Genomic DNA, 21,533 nt, shown 5'->3' with positions numbered 1-21,533 from the left:
AACAACGTCCACACATCGTCGGGGCCGAAGCCGAAGTCGCGATCGGTATTGGCGAACAGCCGCACCACATTCCGGTGCGCGACCGCGACCCCCTTCGGGCGTCCGGTCGAACCGGAGGTGTAGATCACATACGCCACACTGTCTGGACTCAACGGGGCGTTACGGTCGGCATCGGTGACGGGGGCGTCGTCAACGTCTTCGACATTGCCAGCCTCGACAGCGAAGCCGTCCACCACGATGGTCGGCAGCCCATCGGGCACGCTGACCTCAACGGTCGAATCAACAATCACCCCCGTCGGACCCGAATCCGACAACACATACGCGATCCGATCCGCCGGATAAGACGGATCCACCGGCACATAACCCGCACCGGTCTTCACCACCGCCAACAACGCGACCACCAGATCCAACGAACGCGGCAAAATCACCGCGACCATCGACTCCTGCCCCGCACCCTCAGCAATCAACCTGCGCGCCAACACATTCGCACGCCGATCCAACTCCGCATAAGTCAACGAATCCGCACCGAACCGCACCGCAGTCCGCCCCGGATGCGCAACCACCACCGCATCGAACAACCCCGCCAACGTGAGACCCGGATCGGCGAACCGACCGCTTCCACCGTCGGATCCGGACGAGACCCAGCGCTGCGAAACGTTGAGCCGCTCAGCCTCACCGAGCAGATCGATATCGCCGATGACGATCTCGGGATCCTCGACCACGCTCTGCAGAATCCGGACCAGACGATCGGCGAAGGATGCCACCGTCTCCGGATCGAACAGTTCGGTGGCGTAGTTCCACGACATGCCCAGCGCACCGTCGGCGGCCGCACCGACGGTCAGCTGCACATCGAATTTGGCCGTGCCCGGATCGAATTCGACCACCGACAGCTCGACACCGGGCAGGGCGATGGTGCCCATATCGGCGGCCGAGGCGGCCTCGAAGGTCAGCGCCACCTGGAACAGCGGGTGGTGTGCCTGTGAACGGGCCGGACTGTGTCTACCCACCCCGGCCGCTGCGCCGCTTTGCCGCCCCCAGATCACATCGACCAGCCGCTCGAACGGCACATCGGCATTGGCGAAGGCCGCCAGATCGGTGCGGCGCACCTGCGCGAGCAGATCGCTGAACTTGGCGCTCGGATCGACCTCGTTGCGCAGCACCAGCGTATTGACGAACATGCCGACCAGGTCGTCGAGCGCGCGTTCACCGCGTCCGGCGATCGGGGTGCCGATGGCGATATCGGTGCTGTTGGACAGCCGGGCCGCCCAGGCCGCCAGCGCGGCATGGACGACCATGAACAGCGTGACCCCGCGGGCACGGGCGAGTTCGGCCAGCGCGGCGTGCAATTCGGCGTCGACCGAGAAGCCGTGGGTGCCACCGGCATTGGAGGCGATCTCGGGCCGCGAGCGGTCGGCGGGCAGCTCGATCTGATCGGGCAGATCGGCCAACTGTCCGGTCCAGTACGCGAGCTGCTGTGCCGCGACGGATTCCGGATCGTCCTCGCTGCCGAGCACCTCGCGCTGCCACAGCGCGTAGTCGGCGTATTGGACATCCAGTGGCGCCCACACGGGCACCTCACCGCGGCTGCGCTCGGTGTAGGCCAGCACCACATCGCGCAGCAGCGGGCGCAGCGAGAAGCCGTCACCGCTGATGTGGTGCATGACGAGCACCGCGATGTGGTTGTCGTCATCGATGCTGAGCAGGGTGGCCCGGAACGGCACCGCACTGGTCACATCGAAGTGCACGCTCGCCAGCTCGACGATGCGCGCGGGCACGGCGGCAGCGGCGATCGCCTCGGCCGCCAGCTCGAAGCGCACCTCGTCGGTGTGCAGAATGCGCTGGTAGCCGGTGCCTTCCAGCTCCGGGTAGATGGTGCGCAACGCCTCATGGCGGGCCAGCACATCGCCGATGGCAGCGTTCAACGCGGCAATATCGACATCGCCGGTGAGCCGGACGGCGACCGGAATGTTGTTGACCGCGGTGCGGTTGTCGAAGCGGTTGAGGAACCACATCCGCTGCTGGGCCAGCGACAGCGGGACCAGCTCCGGGCGCGCCTGTGCGGTCAGCGGCGCCCGGCCGCCCGCTCCGGCGGCCGATTCCACGAGTGCGGCCAGCGCCGCGACATTCGAGGCCTCGAACAGCGCGCGCACCGGGATCTGGGTGTCCAGCGCCGCGCCGAGCCGGGCCGCCACCTGGGTGGCGATCAGCGAGTTACCGCCGAGGGCGAAGAAGTCGTCGTCCAAGCCGACACCATGGCCGACCCCCTGCAAGCCCAGCACCTCGGCGAAGGTACCCGCGACGATCTCCTCCACCGGAGTGCTCGGAGCGCGGAATACCTTGGCCGCGAAGGTCGGCGCGGGCAGCGCGGGCCGGTCCAACTTGCCATTGGGGTTGAGCGGCATGGCATCGAGCACCACGATCGCGGCGGGCACCATATAGGACGGCAGCTGCGCGGACAGGCGCGCGCGCAGCTGTTCGACGTCCACCGTAGCGCCGTTCGCGGGCACCACGTACGCGACCAGCTGGTCGCCCAACCGATCGTCCGAGCGCACCACGACCACCGCCTGGGCGACCGATTCGGGCGCGGTGAGCGCCGACTCGATTTCCGCCAGCTCGATACGCAGACCGCGCACCTTCACCTGGAAGTCGGTGCGGCCCAGGTAGTCGATAGCGCCGCTGGCGTCCCGGCGCACCAGGTCACCGGTGCGGTACATCCGCGCGCCGGGCGCGCCGTACGGGTTGGCCACGAAGCGGTCAGCAGTCAGATCGGCGCGGCCATAGTAGCCGCGGGCCAGCTGGTCGCCCGCGAGATAGAGTTCGCCCGCGACATTCGCAGGCACCGGGTGCAGGCGTGCGTCCAGCACGTACGCCTGCGCGTTCCACACTGGCAGGCCGATCGGCACGGCGCCGTCCACCTGGTCGGCGACCGGGCCGTGCGTGGCGTGCACGGTGAACTCGGTCGGGCCGTACAGGTTGTACAGCGCGGCGTCGCTCACCCGGCGAATGGCGGCGACAGCGTCGGCGGCAAACGCCTCACCGGCGACGAACAGAATCCGCAGCGAGGCGAGCGCGTCGGCGCCGACCGGGTCGATGGCGCCCGCGAAGACGGTCAGCATCGACGGCACGAACGAGGTCATGGTGACTCGCTCAGCCGCGATCACCTCGGCGAGGTACTGCGGGTCTCGATGCCCGTCCGGGCTCGCCACCACCAAGCGAGCGCCGATCCGCAATGGGCCGAACAGCTCCCATACAGACACGTCGAAGGTGGCCGGCGTCTTGAACAGCACGATGTCGTCCGCGCCGATGCCGTATTCGCCGGTGATCCAGCGGATCTGGTTGACGACCGCGGCGTGCGGCACCGCGACGCCCTTGGGGCGTCCGGTCGAGCCGGAAGTGAAGATCACGTACGCCGGGTGCTGCGGGCGCAGCGGCGCGACGCGCTCGGCGTCAGTGATCGGCGCGTCGGCATAACCGGACAGGTCCAGCTCATCCACGCGCAGCGTGGCGCGGCCCGCGCCGTCGAACGCGTCGCGCGCGGTGGTCAGCACACAGACCGGGTCGGCCGAGTCCAGCACGTAGTGCACGCGTTCGGCGGGCTGGTCCAGATCCAGCGGGACGTAGCCGCCGCCGGCGGCGTGTACCGCGTAGGCCGCGACGACCAGGTCCACAGACCGGCGCATGGCCAGGGCGACCAGGGTCTCCGGTCCGACGCCCGCCTCGATGAGGCAGCGCGCGAGCCGCCGTGCACGGGCCGCGAATTCGGCGTAGGTCACCGACGTCCCGGCGGCCGGGTCGACCACCGCGACCGCGTCCGGCGTGGCCTCGGCCTGTGCGGCGAATTCTTCGACCAGGGTGCTCACTGGGCCGAGGTCGCGCGCGGTGTCGTTCCAGCCGCGCAACGCCTGCTCGGTCTCCCACACACTCAGTAGCGGAATATCTCCGACTGGCATCTCCGGATAGGCAACGACCGTTTGCAGCAGCCGAATCCACCGTCTGACCATTTCGTCAACAGTCGCGGAGTCGAACAGCTCGGTGGCGTAGGTGATCGCCAAAGCCATGGCACCGGAACCGGATTCACCCCGCTCGGCGAGGGTGAACTGCAGGTCGAACCGCGCCACGTTCTCTTCCAGGTCCAGCGCGGACACCGAAAGACCAGGCAGCTCCAGGGTGGTACGTTCCAAGTTCTGGAAGGCCAGCATCACCTGGAACAGCGGGTTGCGCGACTGCGAGCGTTCCGGGGCGAGCAGTTCCACCAGCCGCTCGAACGGCACGTCGGCGTTGCCGTACGCGTCCAGGTCGGTGCGGCGCACGCGGTCGAGCAGACCGGCGAACGATTCGCCCGGCTCGATGCCGGTGCGCAGCACCAGCGTGTTGACGAACATGCCGACGAGGTCGTCGAGCGCGGCCTCGCCGCGGCCCGCGATAGGGGTACCGACCGCGATGTCGTCGCTGCCGGACAGCCGCGCCAGCAACACGGCGAGTGCTCCGTGCATCACCATGAACAGCGAGGCGCCGCGCTGCCGCGCGATCTCCTCCAGCGCGCCAACCAGCTCGCCGGACAGTTCGCGATGCAGTGTCGCGCCACGGTGCGAGGCGATGGCCGGGCGGGGGCGGTCGGTGGGCAGGGCCAGCTCGTCGGGGATGTCGTCGAGCGCGCGCCGCCAGTGCGCGACCTGCTTGGCCAGCAGCGAGTCGGGATCGGCTTCGGACCCGAGGATTTCGCGCTGCCACACCGCGAAGTCGGCGTACTGCACCGCCAGCGGCGCCCAGCCCGGTTCGACCCCGGCCGAGCGGGCCGCGTAGGCCAGCATCACGTCGCGGGTCAGCGGCCCCATCGAGAAGCCATCGGCGGCGACGTGATGCACCACGACGACGAGCACGTGCTCGTCGGGCCCGGCCGCATACAACTGGGTGCGCAGCGGAACCCGTTCGGCCACATCGAATCCAGTGGTGACGAACTCGGTCACCGCCGCGGTCAGCTGCGCCGGGTCCACCGCAACGGGATGCAGGTCCAGGGTGATGTCCTCGGCGGGCACGATCACCTGGACCGGGGTGCCGCCGTGCTCCGGATAGCGGGTGCGCAGCGATTCATGCCTGCGCACCACATCCGCCACCGCGAGCCGCAGCGCACCGGTGTCCAATGTGCCGGTCAGCCGGATGGCGATCGGCAGGTTGTAGGCCGCCGATGCGGTGTCGTACTTGTTCAGGAACCACATGCGCTGCTGCGCGAACGACAGCGGCACCAGTTCGTCGGCCGCGCGCTCGCGCGCGACCAGCTGAGCCCTGGCCTCGCCACCGGCGTGCGATTCCACCCGGGCGGCAAGGGCTTCCACGGTGGATGCCTCGAACAGCGTACGCACCGCAACGGTCGTGCCGAGCGCGGCGCCGATGCGGGCGACCACCCTGGTCGCGATCAGCGAGTTGCCGCCGAGGTCGAAGAAATTGTCGTCCACGCCGACCCTCTCCAGGCCGAGCACGTCGGCGAACACCGCAGCCACGGTTTCCTGCACCGGGGTGACCGGCGCACGAAAGACGCGCGGGGCCAGCTCCGGCTCGGGCAGCGCCTTGCGGTCCAGCTTGCCGACCGGGGTCAGCGGGATCTCGTCGATCACCACGATGGCCGTGGGCACCATGTGCGGCGGCAGACTACGCGAGGCGTACGCGGTCAGCCGCGCTGCATCGATCTCGCGCCCCGGCGTGACCAGCACATACGAGACGAGGATCGTCGCACCCGCCGCCGTCTGGCGTCCGAGCGTGGTCGCGTACTCGACGTCGTGGTGCCTGCTGAGGACGGTGTCGATCTCACCGAGCTCGATGCGGAAGCCGCGGATCTTCACCTGGAAGTCCGAGCGGCCCACATACTCCACTACCAGAGAACCGGAACCGTCTCGGCGCCAACGGACCACATCACCAGTCCGATACAGCCGCTCGCCTGGGCCACTATACGGATCTGCGACAAACCGTTCCGCGGTCAGCTCTGGACGGCCAATATAGCCACGCGCCAGCTGGATTCCACCAACATAAAGCTCACCTGCCACCCCCTCGGGCACCGGGCGCAGCCGGGCATCCAGTACCAGCGCCCGCATGCCGCGAATCGGACCACCAATGGTGACCAGTTCACCCGGCAACAGTGCATCGCTGATATTCGTCGCGATCGTCGCCTCGGTTGGCCCGTAAGCATTGTGGAAACGACGCGAGCCCGAGCCGTCGGATGCAGCAAACCACTTGGCTACCAGATCCGCCGACACTGCCTCCCCACCAGCAATGACGATCTGCATGGTAGCCAAGGTCGCCATGTCCAGTGTCGCCAGAACCGATGGTGTAATCAGGCCGTGAGTGACCCTTTCTCTGGCGATCAGCTCGCCGAGCTCTTCACCACCGTAGGTTCCCGGCGGCACCACCACCAGCGCGCCCGCCGCTCCAACGGCAAGCAGGAACTCAAGGATAGACGCGTCGAACGACGGAGAGGCGAACGCCAACGCACGGGTGTTCCGGTCCAGGCGGTAGCGCTCCACTTGTTCGGCACTGAAGTTGGCCAGACCGGCATGGGTCACCAGCACCCCCTTGGGCACACCAGTCGAACCCGAGGTATAGATCACATATGCCGCGTTCTCCGGCTCAATCGTGCGATGCAGTTCCGACGCCGTGATCGGTTGCTCGGCCTGCTCGCGCACCTCAGCAATGAGCCCTGGATCATCCAGGGCGAGCCATTCGGCTGCCGTCGTGAGCGGCGGAAGGGCAGCGGCTTGGGCGCTCAGTGTTATCCCGAGTGCGGCACCAGAATCCACCATCATGTGCGCGATGCGGTCGACTGGGTAGGCAGGATCGACCGGCAGGAAAGCCGCACCGGCCTTCGCCACAGCCCAGACCGCCAACACATAATCCGTCGACCGTGGAATCGCTACGGCCACCACCACATCCGGTGCTGCCCCGCGCCCGACAAGCACTCGCGCCAACCGTGACGAGAACACATCCAGCTCGGCATAAGTTAGTGTGCGCCCGTTGTGAACCACAGCAGCACCGTCCGGATTGACGGCGACAGCCGCAGCAAGCAGCTCCGGCAGCGTGCGCGCCGACACCGCCGCCCCCCCAGTACGAGCAAGCAACTCGGAACGCTCATGCGCTTCGAGAATTTCCAGGTCCCCGATCGGGGTCTGCCGGTCGGTGGCGATCGCGGTGAGCAGTCTGGTGAAGCGTTCGGCGAATACCCGCACGGTGTCGTCGTCGAACAGGTCGCGCGCGAAGGAGAACTCCGCGTACATGCCCGCGTCGTCGAGGTTCTCCCCCGCCTCACGGATGGTCAGCGACAGATCGAACTTGGCGGTGTCGACGTCGAAATCGACCGCGCCAACGTGCAGTCCGGGCAACTCGAAGCTGCTCTCGGGCAGGTTCTCGAACGACAGCGCCACCTGGAACAGCGGGTGCCGCGCGGTGGAACGCTCCGGGTTGAGCAATTCCACCAGCCGCTCGAACGGCAGGTCCGCGTGCGCGAACGCCTGCAGGTCGGCGTCCTTGGTGCGGGCCAGGAACTGAGCGAAGGTCAGGTCCCCGTCCACATGCGAGCGGAGCACCAGCGTGTTGACGAACATGCCGATCACGTCGTCGAGTTCGGCTTCGCCGCGGCCCGCAATGGGCGTGCCGATGGCGATGTCGTCGGTGTCGGACATGCGCGCGAGGAATAGCGCGAGCGCGGCATGCACGACCATGAACAACGTCGCATTCTGCTCCCTGGCGATCTCGGTGAGCATGCCGTGCAGCTGGCTGGTAATCGGGAACACCACGCGCCCACCGGCGAAGGACTGCGTCGTCGGACGCGGCCGGTCGGCGGGCAAATTGAGCTCGGCGGGCAGCCCGGCCAGTGCGGCGCGCCAGTATTCGGCCTGCCGCGAGATCAGGCTCTCTGGATCGGTCTCGGAGCCGAGCACGTCGCGCTGCCACAGGCTGAAGTCGGCGTACTGCACCGGCAGCGGCGCCCAGCCCGGTTCGACCCCGGCCGAGCGGGCCGCGTAGGCCAGCATCACGTCGCGGGTCAGCGGGCCCATGGACCAGCCGTCCGCGCTGATGTGGTGCGCGACGAACACGAGCACGTGCACAGGGTCGCCGCCCGCATCGGTCACGCGGAACAGCTTGGCCCGCAACGGAACCTCGGTGGTCACGTCGAATCCAGCCGAGACCACAGCCCGCTGCACTTCCTCAGCAACGCGGTCCGGGCCGAGTGGCACCGGCGTAAGGTCGACCGGCACGTCGCGCGGCTCCAGGATCCGTTGTACCGGTCCGTCGGGGGTCTGTGGATAGATGGTTCGCAGGATCTCGTGTCGCGCAACTATGTCCGTGATCGCCGATTGCAGTGCGTCGACGTCGAGTTCGCCGGTCAGGCGTACCACCACCGGGATGTTGTTCACCGCGGAGGCGGTGTCGAACTGGTTGAGGAACCACATCCGCTGCTGCGCCAGCGACAACGGCACCAGCTCGGGGCGCTCCCGCGCCATCAGCGGCGCCCGGCCGCCCTGTCCGGCAGCCGATTCCACCTTCGCGGCCAGGGCGACGACAGTGGATGCCTCGAACAGCACGCGCACCGGGACCTGGGTGTCCAACGCCGCGCCCAGGCGTGCCGCCACTCGCAGGGCGATCAGCGAGTTACCGCCCAACTCGAAGAAGTCGTCGTCCAGGCCGACCCGCTGGACGCCGAGCACCTCGGCGAAGACCTCGGCCACGATCTCCTGCACCGGCGTCACCGGCGCGCGGAACACCCTGGCCTCGAACACCGGTTCCGGTAGAGCCTTGCGATCCAGCTTGCCGGAGGCGTTCAGCGAGAACTCCTCCAGCACCACATACACCGCGGGCACCATGTAACCGGGCAGCCGCCTGCCGAGCGCGGCCTTCACCAACTCGACGTCCACGACCCGATCCGGGTCCCCCACCAGGTAAGCCACCAGCTGATCGCCGGTCCGCTCATCCGTGCGAACCACAACCACCGCCTGTGCGACCGACTCCAGCGCCAGCAGCACGGCTTCGATCTCGCCGAGTTCGATGCGCAGACCGCGCACCTTCACCTGGAAGTCGGTGCGGCCCAGGTACTCCAGCTCACCGTCTTCGGTCCACGCGACCAGGTCGCCAGTGCGGTACATGCGCTCCGCGTCGCCGAACGGGTTCGCGATGAAGCGGTCGGTGGTCAGGTCGGGGCGGCCGACATAGCCGTGCGCCAACTGGGCACCCGCCAGGTACAGCTCACCCGGGACACCGGCGGGCACCAGGCGCAATCGCGAATCCAGCACGTACACCTGGGTGTTGAAGACCGGTGCGCCGATCGGCACCGAACTCACGTCGGCGTCGGTGACCTCGTGGAAGGTGACGTCGACCGCGGCTTCGGTCGGGCCGTACAGGTTGTGCAGCCGCGCGCCGGTCAGCTGGCGCAGGCGCTGCGCCGTCACCGCGGGCAATGCCTCACCGGAGGCGAACACATTACGCAGGCTCGCACATTCGGCCGCGCGATCCTCGGCCACGAAGACCGAGAGCATCGACGGCACGAAGTGCACCGTGGTGACCTGCTCCTCGACGATCAAACGTGCCATATAGGCCGGATCGCGGTGGCCGTCGGGCTTGGCGACGACCAGTCGCGCGCCGACCTGCAACGGCCAGAAGAACTCCCACACCGACACGTCGAAGGTCGCCGGAGTCTTCTGCAACACGACATCTTCGGCCGAGAGACCGTACTCGGCATGCATCCACACCAGGCGGTTGACGATCGCGGCGTGACTCACCGCAACACCCTTGGGGCGACCCGTCGAACCCGAGGTGAAGATCACGTACGCGGTATTGCCGGGGCGCAGCGGCTTATGCCGATCCGCGTCGGTCAGCGGCTCGTCCGAGAACTCGGTGAGGTCGAGTTCATCGATGCGCACTTGCCGCGACATCGTGGTCTCCAGATCGGTACCGGAGGTCAGCACGCATACCGGGCGCGCGGTGTCGAGGATGTGGTCGATGCGCTCGGATGGATGGTCCGGATCCAGCGGCACATAGGCACCACCGGCGGCATTGATCGCGTACATGCCGACGACGAGGTCGATCGAGCGCCGCATACCAAGGGCGACATACGACTCCGGGCCGATGCCCTCGGCAATCAACTTGCGGGCCAAGCGGTTGACCCGCGCCGAGAATTCGGCGTAGGACAGACTCGTCCCCTCGAACGTTACCGCTGGACTGTCGGGCATCCGCGCGACCTGCGCGGCGAACAGCGAGACCAGCGTCGCCGCGGCATCGCCGACCGGCGAGATAAGCGCGGCGTCGACCGGGAATTCCGTGTCATTCCACCGCTCGAGCACCAGCGCTCGCTCAGCGTCGTCCAACAGGTCGATATCGCCGACACAGACCGACGGATCGGCAGCGATGCCACTGAGCATACGCACGAAGCGCTGGGCGACCGTACCCGCGAACACTCCGTCGAAAAGATCTGTGGCGTAGACGAGTTCGGCGTCCATCGCCATCTCGCCGCCGGGGACCTCGCTGAGGGTGAGCTGCAGGTCGACCTTGGCGGTCGGCTGGTCGATGCCGAGTTCGGAAACCGCGAGGCCCGGCAATTCGAGCGAGGTGCGGCCGAGGTTCTGGAACGACAGCATCACCTGGAACAGCGGATGCCGCGCCTGCGAGCGGGCCGGGTTGAGCACCTCGACGAGTCGCTCGAACGGGACATCGGCGTGTGCGAAGGCCTGCAGATCGCGTTCACGCACCTGGCCGAGCAGGTCGGTGAACGATTCGGCCGGGTCGACCTGGGTGCGCAGTACCAGCGTATTGACGAACATGCCGACCAGGTCGTCGAGCACCTGCTCGCCACGACCGGCCACCGGGATGCCGATGGCGATGTCATCGGATCCGCTCAGGCGCGCGAGCAGGGTCGCGAAGGCGCTGTGCACCACCATGAACAGCGTGGTGCTGTGCTCGTGCGCGACGCGGTTCAGTGCGTCGACGAGTTCGCCGGACAGCCGGAATCGGTGTGTCCGCGCCTGATACGACGCGACGACCGGCCGCGGCTTCGGCGAAAGGCGCAGTTCTTCGGGCAGTCCAGCCAGGGTTTCGCGCCAGTAGCCGAGCTGTTGAGAGATCAGCGCGGTCGGATCGTCCTCGGAGCCGAGTGTTTCGCGCTGCCACAGCGCGTAATCCACGTACTGCACCGGGAGCGGCGCCCAGACCGGCGCGGATTCGGAGCTGCGCGCGATATAGGCCGACATGAGGTCGCGCACCAACGGACGCATCGAGAAGCCGTCCGCCGCAATGTGATGCACGACGACCAAGAGCACGTGGTTGTCGGGACCGAGCCGGTAGGCGCGCAGACGCACCGGCGACTGGGTGGTCACGTCGAAACCGCGCTCGACGAACTCGTAGAGGACGCCCGGCAATTGCCCCTCGGCCACCTCGACCACGTCCAGCGCGGGGATCGCCTTGGTGGCATTCAGCACCCGCTGATAGGCCACGCCGTCGCGGGACTGGTAGATCGTCCGCAACGATTCGTGCCGGGTGATCACATCGACAATGGCGCCGCGCAGCGCGGACAGATCCAGCGCGCCTTCCAACCGCACCGCGACCGGGATGTTGTTCGCGGCCGAATCGGCGTCGAAGCGGTTGAGGAACCACATCCGCTGCTGGGCGAGCGACAGCGGCGGGTACTCCGGCCGCGACCGCACGGTCAGCGCCAGGCGGGCACCGGCCCCGGCCTTGGCCTCCACGCGCGCGGCGAGTGCGGCGACGGTCGGCGCCTCGAACAGCAGCCGCACCGGCACCTGGGTATCCAGTGCCGCGCCGAGCCGCGCCACCACTTGGGTGGCGACCAGCGAGTTGCCGCCGAGATCGAAGAAGTTGTCGTCGATGCCGATCCGGTCATGGCTGAGCACATCGCTGAAAATGCCGACGACGATCTCTTCGATCGGGGTCGACGGCGCGCGGAATTCCTTGGCCTCGAAGACCGGTTCGGGCAGCGCGCGGCGATCCAGCTTGCCGTTCGGGTTCAACGGCATGGCATCCAGCACCGCAATAGCGGACGGGACCATGTACGAGGGCAGCTGCTCGGTCAGGTGCCCGCGCAGCTCGTCCAAGTCCACGGTGCCGCCGTTGACGGGCACCACATAGGCGACCAGCTGATCGCCGGTCCGCGCATCCGCGCGTACCAGTGCCACCGCCTGGGCCACCGAATCGTGTGCGGTGGCTGCGGTTTCGATCTCGCCGAGTTCGATGCGGAAGCCGCGCACCTTCACCTGATCGTCGGCGCGACCGAGGTATTCGAGTTCGCCGAAGCGGTTCCAGCGCGCGAGGTCGCCGGAACGGTACAGGCGGGTGCCCGCCGCATCGGCGTCGGCCAGTGGGTTCGCGACGAAGCGGGTGGTGGTCAGATCGGGGCGGCCGAGGTAGCCGCGGGCCAATTGCGGTCCCGCGACATACATTTCGCCCGCGACCCCGACCGGCACCGGCCGCAGCCGGTTGTCGAGCACGTACACGCGCAGACCCGCGATCGCGCGACCGACCACACTGCCGGAGGCAGCGGCGATGGTCGCCGCATCCAGCGCGCGGTAGGACACGTGCACCGTGGTCTCGGTGATGCCGTACATGTTGACCAGCAGCGGACTCGCCACCGCGGAGCGTGCGGGGCGGTCCTTTGGTCCGGCGCCGTGTCGGGCGACCCAATCCGCGAGCCTGCGCAGTTCGAGGGCTTCACCGCCGAACACCACGTAGCGCAGTGCGAGCGGTTCGGCGTCCGGCGCGGCATTGCGATCCGCCTCGGCCAGTTGGTAGAACGCGGACGGCGTCTGGTTGAGCACCGTGACCTGCTCCACCCGCAGCAGTTCCAGGAACTGTTCGGGCGAGCGCGAGGTGTAGTAATCGACGACCACCAGCGTGCCGCCGAACAGCAGCGGACCCCACAGCTCCCACACCGAGAAGTCGAAGGCGTAGGAGTGGAACAGGGTCCACACATCGCCGGAGCCGAAGCCGAAGTCGCGATCGGTATTGGCGAACAGCCGCACCACATTCCGGTGCGCGACCGCGACCCCCTTCGGGCGTCCGGTCGAACCGGAGGTGTAGATCACATACGCCACATTGTCCGGGGTGAGCGCCGCGAGGCGGTCCGCATCGGTGATCGGGGCGTCGTCGGCGTCCTCGACATTGCCGGTCTCGACCGCGAATCCATCGAGGACGACGGTCGGCAGTTCGGCGGGCACGCTCACCTGGACCGTGGAATCGAGGATCACGCTCGTCGGACGCGAATCCGCGAGCACGTAGGCGATGCGGTCGGCCGGGTAGGTCGGATCCACCGGCACATAGCCCGCACCGGTCTTCACCACCGCGAGCAGCGCGACCACCAGGTCCAACGAGCGCGGCAGGATGACCGCGACCAGCGACTCCGGACCGGCGCCGTCGGCGATCAGCCTGCGCGCCAGCACATTCGCACGTCGATCGAGTTCGGCGTAGGTCAGCGATTCGATGCCGAACTTGGCCGCGGTGTTATCCGGATGCGCGGCCACCGCCTGCTCGAACAGATCGACCAGCGTGGTACCGGCGGCCGCGAATCGCTCGGCGCCACTGTCCAATCCGGACGAGACCCAGCGCTGCGAAACATTGAGCCGCTCGGCCTCACCGAGCAGATCGATATCACCGATGACGATCTCGGGGTCCTCGACCACGCTGCGCAGAATCCGGACCAGCCGATCAGCGAACGCCGCCACCGTATCCTCGTCGAAAAGATCCAGCGCATAGGAGAATTCGGCCGACATACCGGCCGCCTGGCCCAACTCCTGGGTTTCCTGCAGGGTCAGCTGCAGGTCGAACTTGGCCAGCCTGGCGTCGTAGTCGATGCCGTTGACCGACAGTCCGGGCAGTTCGAGATTGGCCTGCCTGGTGTTCTGGAAGGCCAGCATCACCTGGAACAGTGGATGCCGCGCCTGCGAACGAGCCGGGTTCAGGATCTCGACCAGCCGCTCGAACGGCAGGTCCGCATGGGCGAAGGCGTGCAGATCGGCTTCCCTGGCCTGCGCGAGCAGATCCGCGAAGCTTGCCGAGCCCTGCACACTGGTCCGCAGCACCAGGGTGTTGACGAACATGCCGATCAGATCGTCGAGCGCGGCCTCACCACGACCGGCGGCCGGGGTGCCGACCGCGATATCACCGGTGCCGCTGGCCCGCGCCAACAGCACCGCGAGCGCACTGTGCATGACCATGAACAGCGACGCATTGTGCTTGCGCCCCAACTCGATCAGCGCGCGCTGGGTCTCGGCGGAGATCACGAATGCGTAGGTGCCGCCCCGGTAGGAGGCGACGGCCGGACGCGGACGATCCGATGGCAGCACCAATTCGTCGGGCAGATCGGCGAGTTCGTTGGTCCAGTAGCGGATCTGGCTGGCGATCAACGAGTTCGGATCGTCCTCGGAGCCGAGCACCTCGCGCTGCCACAGTGCGTAGTCGGCGTACTGCACCGGCAGTGCGGACCACGCGGGCGATTCCCACGAGGTGCGCGCGGCGTAGGCCACCATGACATCGCGGGCCAGCGGTCCCATGGACCAGCCGTCGGCCGAAATGTGGTGCACCACCATGCCGAGCACATATTCGGATTCGCTGATCTCGAACAGCCGGGCATGCAGCGGCACCTCATCGGTGACGTCGAAGGCCATGGAGGCCAGGTCGACCAGATGCTCGACCAGCGTCTCCTCGGTGACCCGGTACGGCGTCAGGTCGGGAACGATCTGTGCCGCATCGAGAATCCGCTGCACCGGACCGTTCTTGGTCTCCGGGAATACGGTGCGCAGCGATTCGTGCCGGTCGATCACGTCGATGACCGCGACCTGCAGCGCGGCGACGTCGAGGTCGCCGGACAGCCGGATCGCGACCGGAATGTTGTTGACCGCCGATTCGGTGTCGAACCGGTTGAGGAACCACATGCGCTGCTGTGCCAGCGACAATGGCACCTGCTCGGGCCGCTGCCTGGCCACCAGCGCCTTGCGCGCGCCGTCACCGGCATGCGATTCCACCCGAGTGGCCAGCGCCGCGACGGTGGACGCCTCGAACAGCATCCGCACCGGCACCCGGGTGTCGAGCGCGATGCCCAGGCGCGAGGCGACCTGGGTGGCGATCAGCGAGTTGCCGCCGAGTTCGAAGAAGTCGTCGTCGACGCCGACCCGGGAGACGCCGAGCACCTCACCGAAGATCTGGGCGACGATCTCCTCGATCGGCGTTGTCGGCGCACGGAATTCGCGCACCTCGAAGACCGGGGCGGGCAGCGCCTTGCGATCCAGCTTGCCGGAAGGGTTGAGCGGGAACGCATCCAGGCCGACGATCGCCGAGGGCACCATGTACGAGGGCAGGGTGCGGTGCAGCGAGTTCTTGATGTCGTCGATATCGGCGGCGCCACCCGGGGTGACGACATAGGCGACCAACTGATCGCCCGCGACGGTATCCATGACGAGCACGACGGCCTGGGTGACCGCGGTGTGTTCGAGCAGCGCGGTCTCGATCTCGCCGAGTTCGATGCGCTGGCCACGGAACTTCACCTGGAAGTCGGTGCGGCCGATGTACTCCAGCACACCGGCGGTCCCGGTCGCCGCATCCTTGGGTGCGGTCCAGCGGACCAGGTCGCCGGTGCGGTACAGGCGGGCGCCGGGCGCGCCGAACGGATCGGCGACGAACCGCTCGGCCGACAGATCGGGGCGGCCGTGGTAGCCGCGGGCCACCTGGACACCGCCCAGGTACAGCTCACCGGGCACCCCGATCGGAACCGGGTTCAGGCCCGCGTCGAGCACGTAGGTCTGGGCATTGCGCACCGGGCGGCCGATCGGCACCGTGGTAGGCGCGGCCTCGTCGATATGCCAGGCGGTGGCGTGCACGGTGAATTCGGTCGGACCGTACAGGTTGTGCACGGCGGCGCTGGAGAACTGCCGGAATGTGGCTACCGTGGCCGGGGGCAGCGCCTCACCGGCGACGAGAACCGTACGCAGCGAAGCGCACTCGTCCGCGGACGCGGCTCCGGCGAAGACCGAGAGCATCGAGGGCACGAACGAGGTCATGGTGACCCCGTGCCGTCCGATGATCTCCGAGAGGTACATCGGATCGCGGTGACCGTCCGGCGCGGCGATCAGCATGCGCGCGCCGACGGCCAAGGTGCCGAACAGCTCCCACACCGACACGTCGAAGGTGACCGGTGTCTTCTGCAGGATCACATCGTCGGCGCCGATGCCGTATTCGCCGGTGATCCAGGCGATCTGGTTGACAACACCGGCGTGGCCGACCGCGACACCCTTGGGTCGGCCGGTCGAACCGGACGTGTAGAGCACGTAGGCGGTATTCGAAGCGCGCAGCGGCGCAAGGCGTTCCGCGTCGGTGATCGGTGCGTCGTCGAAGTCGGTGAGGTCGAGGGTGTCGAGCAGGAGCACCCGATGGTCACCGTCGGCGGCGACATCGTCGGCGGTCGTGGTGAGCACGCAGACCGGATTCGAGCTGGCGAGTACGTATTCGGTGCGTTCGGCCGGATGATCCGGATCGATCGGCACGTAGCCGCCACCCGCGGCCATGGTCGCGTAGATGGCGACGAGCATGTCCACCGAACGGCGAATACCGACGGCCACCAGCGATTCCGGGCCGACGCCCTCGGCGATCAGCTTGCGGGCCAAGCGGTTGACCCGCGCCGAGAATTCGGCATACGACAGCGTCGCGTAGCGACTCGATGAGGGGTGGTGGTCGGGCGACGGGTGGGCGAGTTCGGTCTGCGGTCCGAACTCACCTACGCTGCGGGTACCGCCGTCGAAGACGACGGCGATCTCGTTCGGACGCTGCCGCACCTGCTCGTCGAACAGGTCGAGAACGGTGGCGGCGGGCACCGCGTCGGCGGTGCGGTTCCAGTCGCGCAGCACCGTCGCGCGCTCCGCATCGTCGAGGATGTCGATATCGCGGACCGCGGACTCCGGTGCGGTGACGGCGGCTTCGAGCACGCGCAGGAAACGGCGGCCGAATTCGGCCACGGTTTCCGCGTCGAACAGATCGGTGGCGAAGGACACCACGGTCGACATACCGGCGGGTTCGCCGTGCGCGCCGCGTTCCTCGGTGACCGTCCATTGCAGGTCGAATTTGGCGATATCGACCTCGAGCTCATCGGCGGTGACCGACAGGCCGGGCAGCTCCATCGAACCGTGCGAGAGCTCCTGGAACGAGAGCATCACCTGGAACAGCGGATGCCGCGCCTGCGAACGGGTCGGGTTGAGCACCTCGACCAGCCGCTCGAACGGCACATCGGCATAGGCGAATGCGGCGAGGTCTCCCTCGCGGGTACGTGTCAGGAAGTCGGCGAAGGCCTCGCTGCCGTCGACCTCCGAACGCAGCACAAGGGTATTGACGAACATGCCGATCAGATCGTCGAGCGCCTGCTCACCACGACCGGCCACCGGGGTGCCGATGGCGATATCACTGGTGCCGGACAGCCGAGACAAGAGCACGGCGAGCGATGCGTGCAGCACCATGAATACGCTGACGCCCTGGGCGCGCGCGAGTGTGGTCAGTCGCTCGTGCAGTTCGACATCGATATCGAAGCCGACCCGGCTACCGCGGAAGCTCTGCACCGGCGGGCGCGGCCGATCGGCGGGCAGATCCAGCTGGTCGGGCAGCCCCGCAAGGGCCTGCCGCCAGTAGGCGATCTGACGCGAGGCCATCGACTCCGGATCTGATTCCGAACCCAGCAATTCCCGCTGCCACAGGGTGTAGTCGCGGTAGCGTACGGGAAGCGGTGTCCAGGCTGGTTCTTCGTTGACAGTCCGACCGATGTACGCGCTAGTGAAATCACGAGCCAGGAGTCCGAGCGAGAAACCGTCTGCGGCAATGTGGTGCACGACGAACGCGACCGCGTAATTGGCGCCATCACCATCGTTACGCGAATTGCTGACGACCAAGAAGATTCGAATTCGAACTGGTACTTCGCGCAAGACGTCGAATCCGGTCGAGGCGAATTCCGTAAGCAGAGCCCGAAGTTCGGTTTCGGCAGCGGAGTGTGGGCTCAGGTCGAGGTCGACGTCTTCGATAGGTATGACGCGTTGGTATGCGCCGCCGTCGCCGGATTCGGGGAAGATGGTGCGCAGCGACTGCTGGCGCGCCATGACATCGTTGAGCGCCGCGTGCAGCGCCGCGAGGTCGACCTCACCCTGCAACCGCACCACGAACGGCAGGTTGTAGATGGGGACGGTGGGATCGAACTGGTTGATGAACCACATCCGCTGCTGCGCCAGCGACAGCGGTACCCGCTCGGGCAGCTGTTGCGCCACCAGCGGCGGCCGCGAAACAGCCGTGAATTCGCCCCCGGACCCGCCTTCGGTAGCGGATTCGACGCGCGCCGCGATCCCGGCCACGGTCGGGGTCTCGAACAGCGCCCGTACCCCCAGTTGGATGCCGAACGCCGCCGAAACCCGTGACACGACCTGGGTCGCGACCAGCGAGTTACCGCCCAGGTCGAAGAAGTTGTCGTCGATGCCGACTAGCTCCTGGCTCAGCACATCGGCGAACACCCCGGCCACGAACTGCTCGGCATTCGTGCGCGGTGCCCGGTACTCGGCGATATCGGTGCTAAACACCGGCTCCGGCAGCGCCTTGCGATCCAACTTGCCGGAGGTGTTGAGTGGAAACGCGTCCAGCACCATGATCGCCGCTGGCACCATGTAACTGGGCACCTTCTCAGCGACGAACCGAGCCAACTCCGCGGGCTCGATCGTGTGCCCCGGCGCCGCGACCACATACGCCACCAACTGCTGGCCGGTCGCGGTGTCGGTCACCAGCACCACGGCCTGGCTCACGGCCGGATGCGCGAGTAGATCGGTTTCGATCTCCCCCAGCTCGAGGCGCTGACCGCGGAACTTCACCTGGAAGTCGGTGCGGCCGATGTACTCCAGCGCCCCGGATTTGTCCCACCGCACCAGGTCACCGGTGCGGTACATCCGCTCGCCTGTACTGGAGAACGGATTGGCCACGAACCGGTCCGCGGTCAGATCCGCGCGCCCCCGATACCCGCGCGCCAGTTGCCGCCCACCCAGGTAAAGCTCACCGGAGGCGCCGATCGCGGCCGGACGCAGCCGCCCATCCAGGACGTAGACATCGACATTCCACTCCGGGATACCGATCGGCACCGTCGTGGTGTCGGCGTCAGTGTTCTCCCAGTAGGTGACCGACACCGCGGCCTCGGTGGGCCCGTACAGGTTGTGCAATCCGGCTGAGGTAAGTGCGCGGAATCCGGTACCGGTCTCCGACGGCAGCACCTCGCCGATCACGAAAACATGCCGCAGCGAGGCACATTGGGCCGCCGACGCATGCGCGACGAACACCGTCAGCATGGACGGCACGAAGTCGGTCACGGTCACCAGGTGCCGCTCGATCATGTCCGCGACGTACTGCGGGTCACGATGCCCGTCCGGTGTCGCGACGACCAGCTTCGCGCCCACCATCAGCGGCAGGAAATACCCCCACAGCGACACGTCGAACGTCGTCGCAGTCTTCTGCAGATAGACGTCGTCGCCGGTCAGCCCGTGTTCGTGCAGCATCCACAGTTGTTGGTTGACGATCGCGTGGTGGGTGACCGCTACGCCCTTGGGGCGGCCGGTCGAACCCGAGGTGTAGATGAGGTACGCGGTGTTCGACGACCGCAGCGGCGCACACCGATCCGCATCGGTGATCGGTGTGTCCGAATAACCGGAGGTGTCCAGGGTGTCGAGCTCGACCCGCCGCACCGTGTCCGGCAACTCCAGTCCGTCACCGGACACGGTGAGAACACAGACCGGTGCCGCCGACTCGAGGATATGGGCGGTGCGCTCGACCGGATGATCCGGATCGATCGGCGCATACGCCCCACCGGCCTTCAGCACCGCGTGCATGCCGACAACCAGTTCCAGCGAACGCCGCATCCCCAGCGCCACCAGCGACTCCGGGCCCACACCGCCGGCGATCAGATACCGCGCCAACTGGTTGACCCGCGCCCCGAACTCCGCATAGGTTAGCGTCTCGCCCTCGAAATCGAGCGCGATGGCGTCCGGCGTCAGCGGAATCTGCACATCCAGCAGCGCCGGCAGCGTTGTCTCCGGCACCTCATGCGCGGCCGAATTCCACTCGACCAGCGTCCGCTCCCGCTCGGCCGCCGTCGTGATCGGCAGCCCCCACAGCCGCTGCCCAGCCGCAGCCTGATTTGCCGCGCGCGCGGAGCCCTCCGTGGTTACGCAGGCTGCCTCCTCCGGACCCGTCGCGCGCGCCGCCGCGGCCAGGAACCGGTCGAAGAACTCCAGGAACCGCGCATGATGCGCGCGAGCCTCATCCTCGGTGTAGAGGTTCGGGTTGGTCTCGAAGTCGATGTGCCAGCGGGTGCCGGCCACCGACCGGTAGAAGTTGACGCCCAGATCCTCGATCGCCCCGGTCGAGAGCACGTGCTTCTGGCCCACCATCGGGCCCAGCACGATCTCGTCGTGGAACAACATGATGTTGACCCACGGACCGAAGAATTCCTTGGTCACCACTCCGCCGTCGGCGCTGTCGCGGCGGATGTCCTCGTGCCGGTACCGCTGATGCCGCAGCGCACCCGACACCTCCACCGTCACCGACTTCAGCAGCTCGGTGAGCGTGGTGTCGTACCCGACGCGCAGCCGCAGCGGCACGATATTGGAGGTTAAACCGGCCGAGCGCCGCATCGCCGCCGTCGTGCGCGCGGTCACCGGCAGGCTCAGAATGACGTCCTCGGTGCTGGTCCACTGCGCCAGATACGCCGCGAACGCCGCGATCAGCAGCCCCGCCGCCGACGAATCGTGCGACGCGACCGCCAGGTCCAGCAGCGCGTTCTGCTCCTCCGACAGCGCCGCACTGGAAATCCCATTGATCGGCGCCGGTGCGGCGGAGCGGCCGACCAGACTGGTGCCCTCCTCCAGTCCCGCGACCCGCTGCGCCCAGTGCTCCTTGTCGGCCTGGAAGCGCGTGCTGTCCCGGTAGGCGAACTCCGATTCCACCAGGGCACGCAAACGGGTAGTGGCCTTCAACGGGGGCGACTCGGCGCCGTTCACATCCGCCGTGTAGCGCTCTGCCACACGGTTGAGATAGTTGACCGCACCGAACCCGTCGAGCGCGATGTGATGTGCCTGCAGATACAAGAAGCAGCGGTAGTCGCTGAGTTGCAGCACCACGAGCCGTAGGAGTGAGGTGTTCGACACCATACTGACCGGGCGGCTGTACGCCGCGCGCATCCACGCCATCGCCGCAGACTCCGGATCGTTGGCGCCACGCATGTCGACGTAGCCGATATCGTCCCGATCGACGATCGTGGGATCGAGGAACTGCCATGGCTCACCATCGCGTTCGATGATGCGTACGAAGCCATCCACCTCGTTCGCGGTGTCGATGGTCGCCTGTCTGAGCATTGCGTGATCCAGCACACCGGGTAGATCGATGTACTGGGCGATGGTGATCGGTACCTGCGGATCCAGGTGCTGCGCGTACCAGATACCGAGCTGCGCCGGCGACAGTGGGATAAGTTCTTCCGAACCCGGCAC

1 protein-coding gene (cut by a window edge) is annotated in these 21,533 nt (G+C 67.4%); it reads right to left on the bottom strand.

Translation table 11 applies throughout. The features are described 5' to 3' along the window. Positions 1-21,533 carry the 5' end (the start) of a non-ribosomal peptide synthase/polyketide synthase gene (locus tag ACQP1G_RS17270; protein WP_433205061.1) on the bottom strand. 22,243 nt of this gene lie to the left of the window's left edge, so only the first 21,533 of its 43,776 coding nucleotides appear in the window; it begins with the start codon at positions 21,531-21,533; its stop codon lies beyond the left edge, outside the window.

This window comes from Nocardia sp. CA-107356, assembly GCF_050946365.1.
Lineage (GTDB): Bacteria > Actinomycetota > Actinomycetes > Mycobacteriales > Mycobacteriaceae > Nocardia.
The sequence above is the reverse complement of the archived record's forward strand: the minus strand, read 5'-3'. Positions and strand labels throughout refer to the sequence as shown.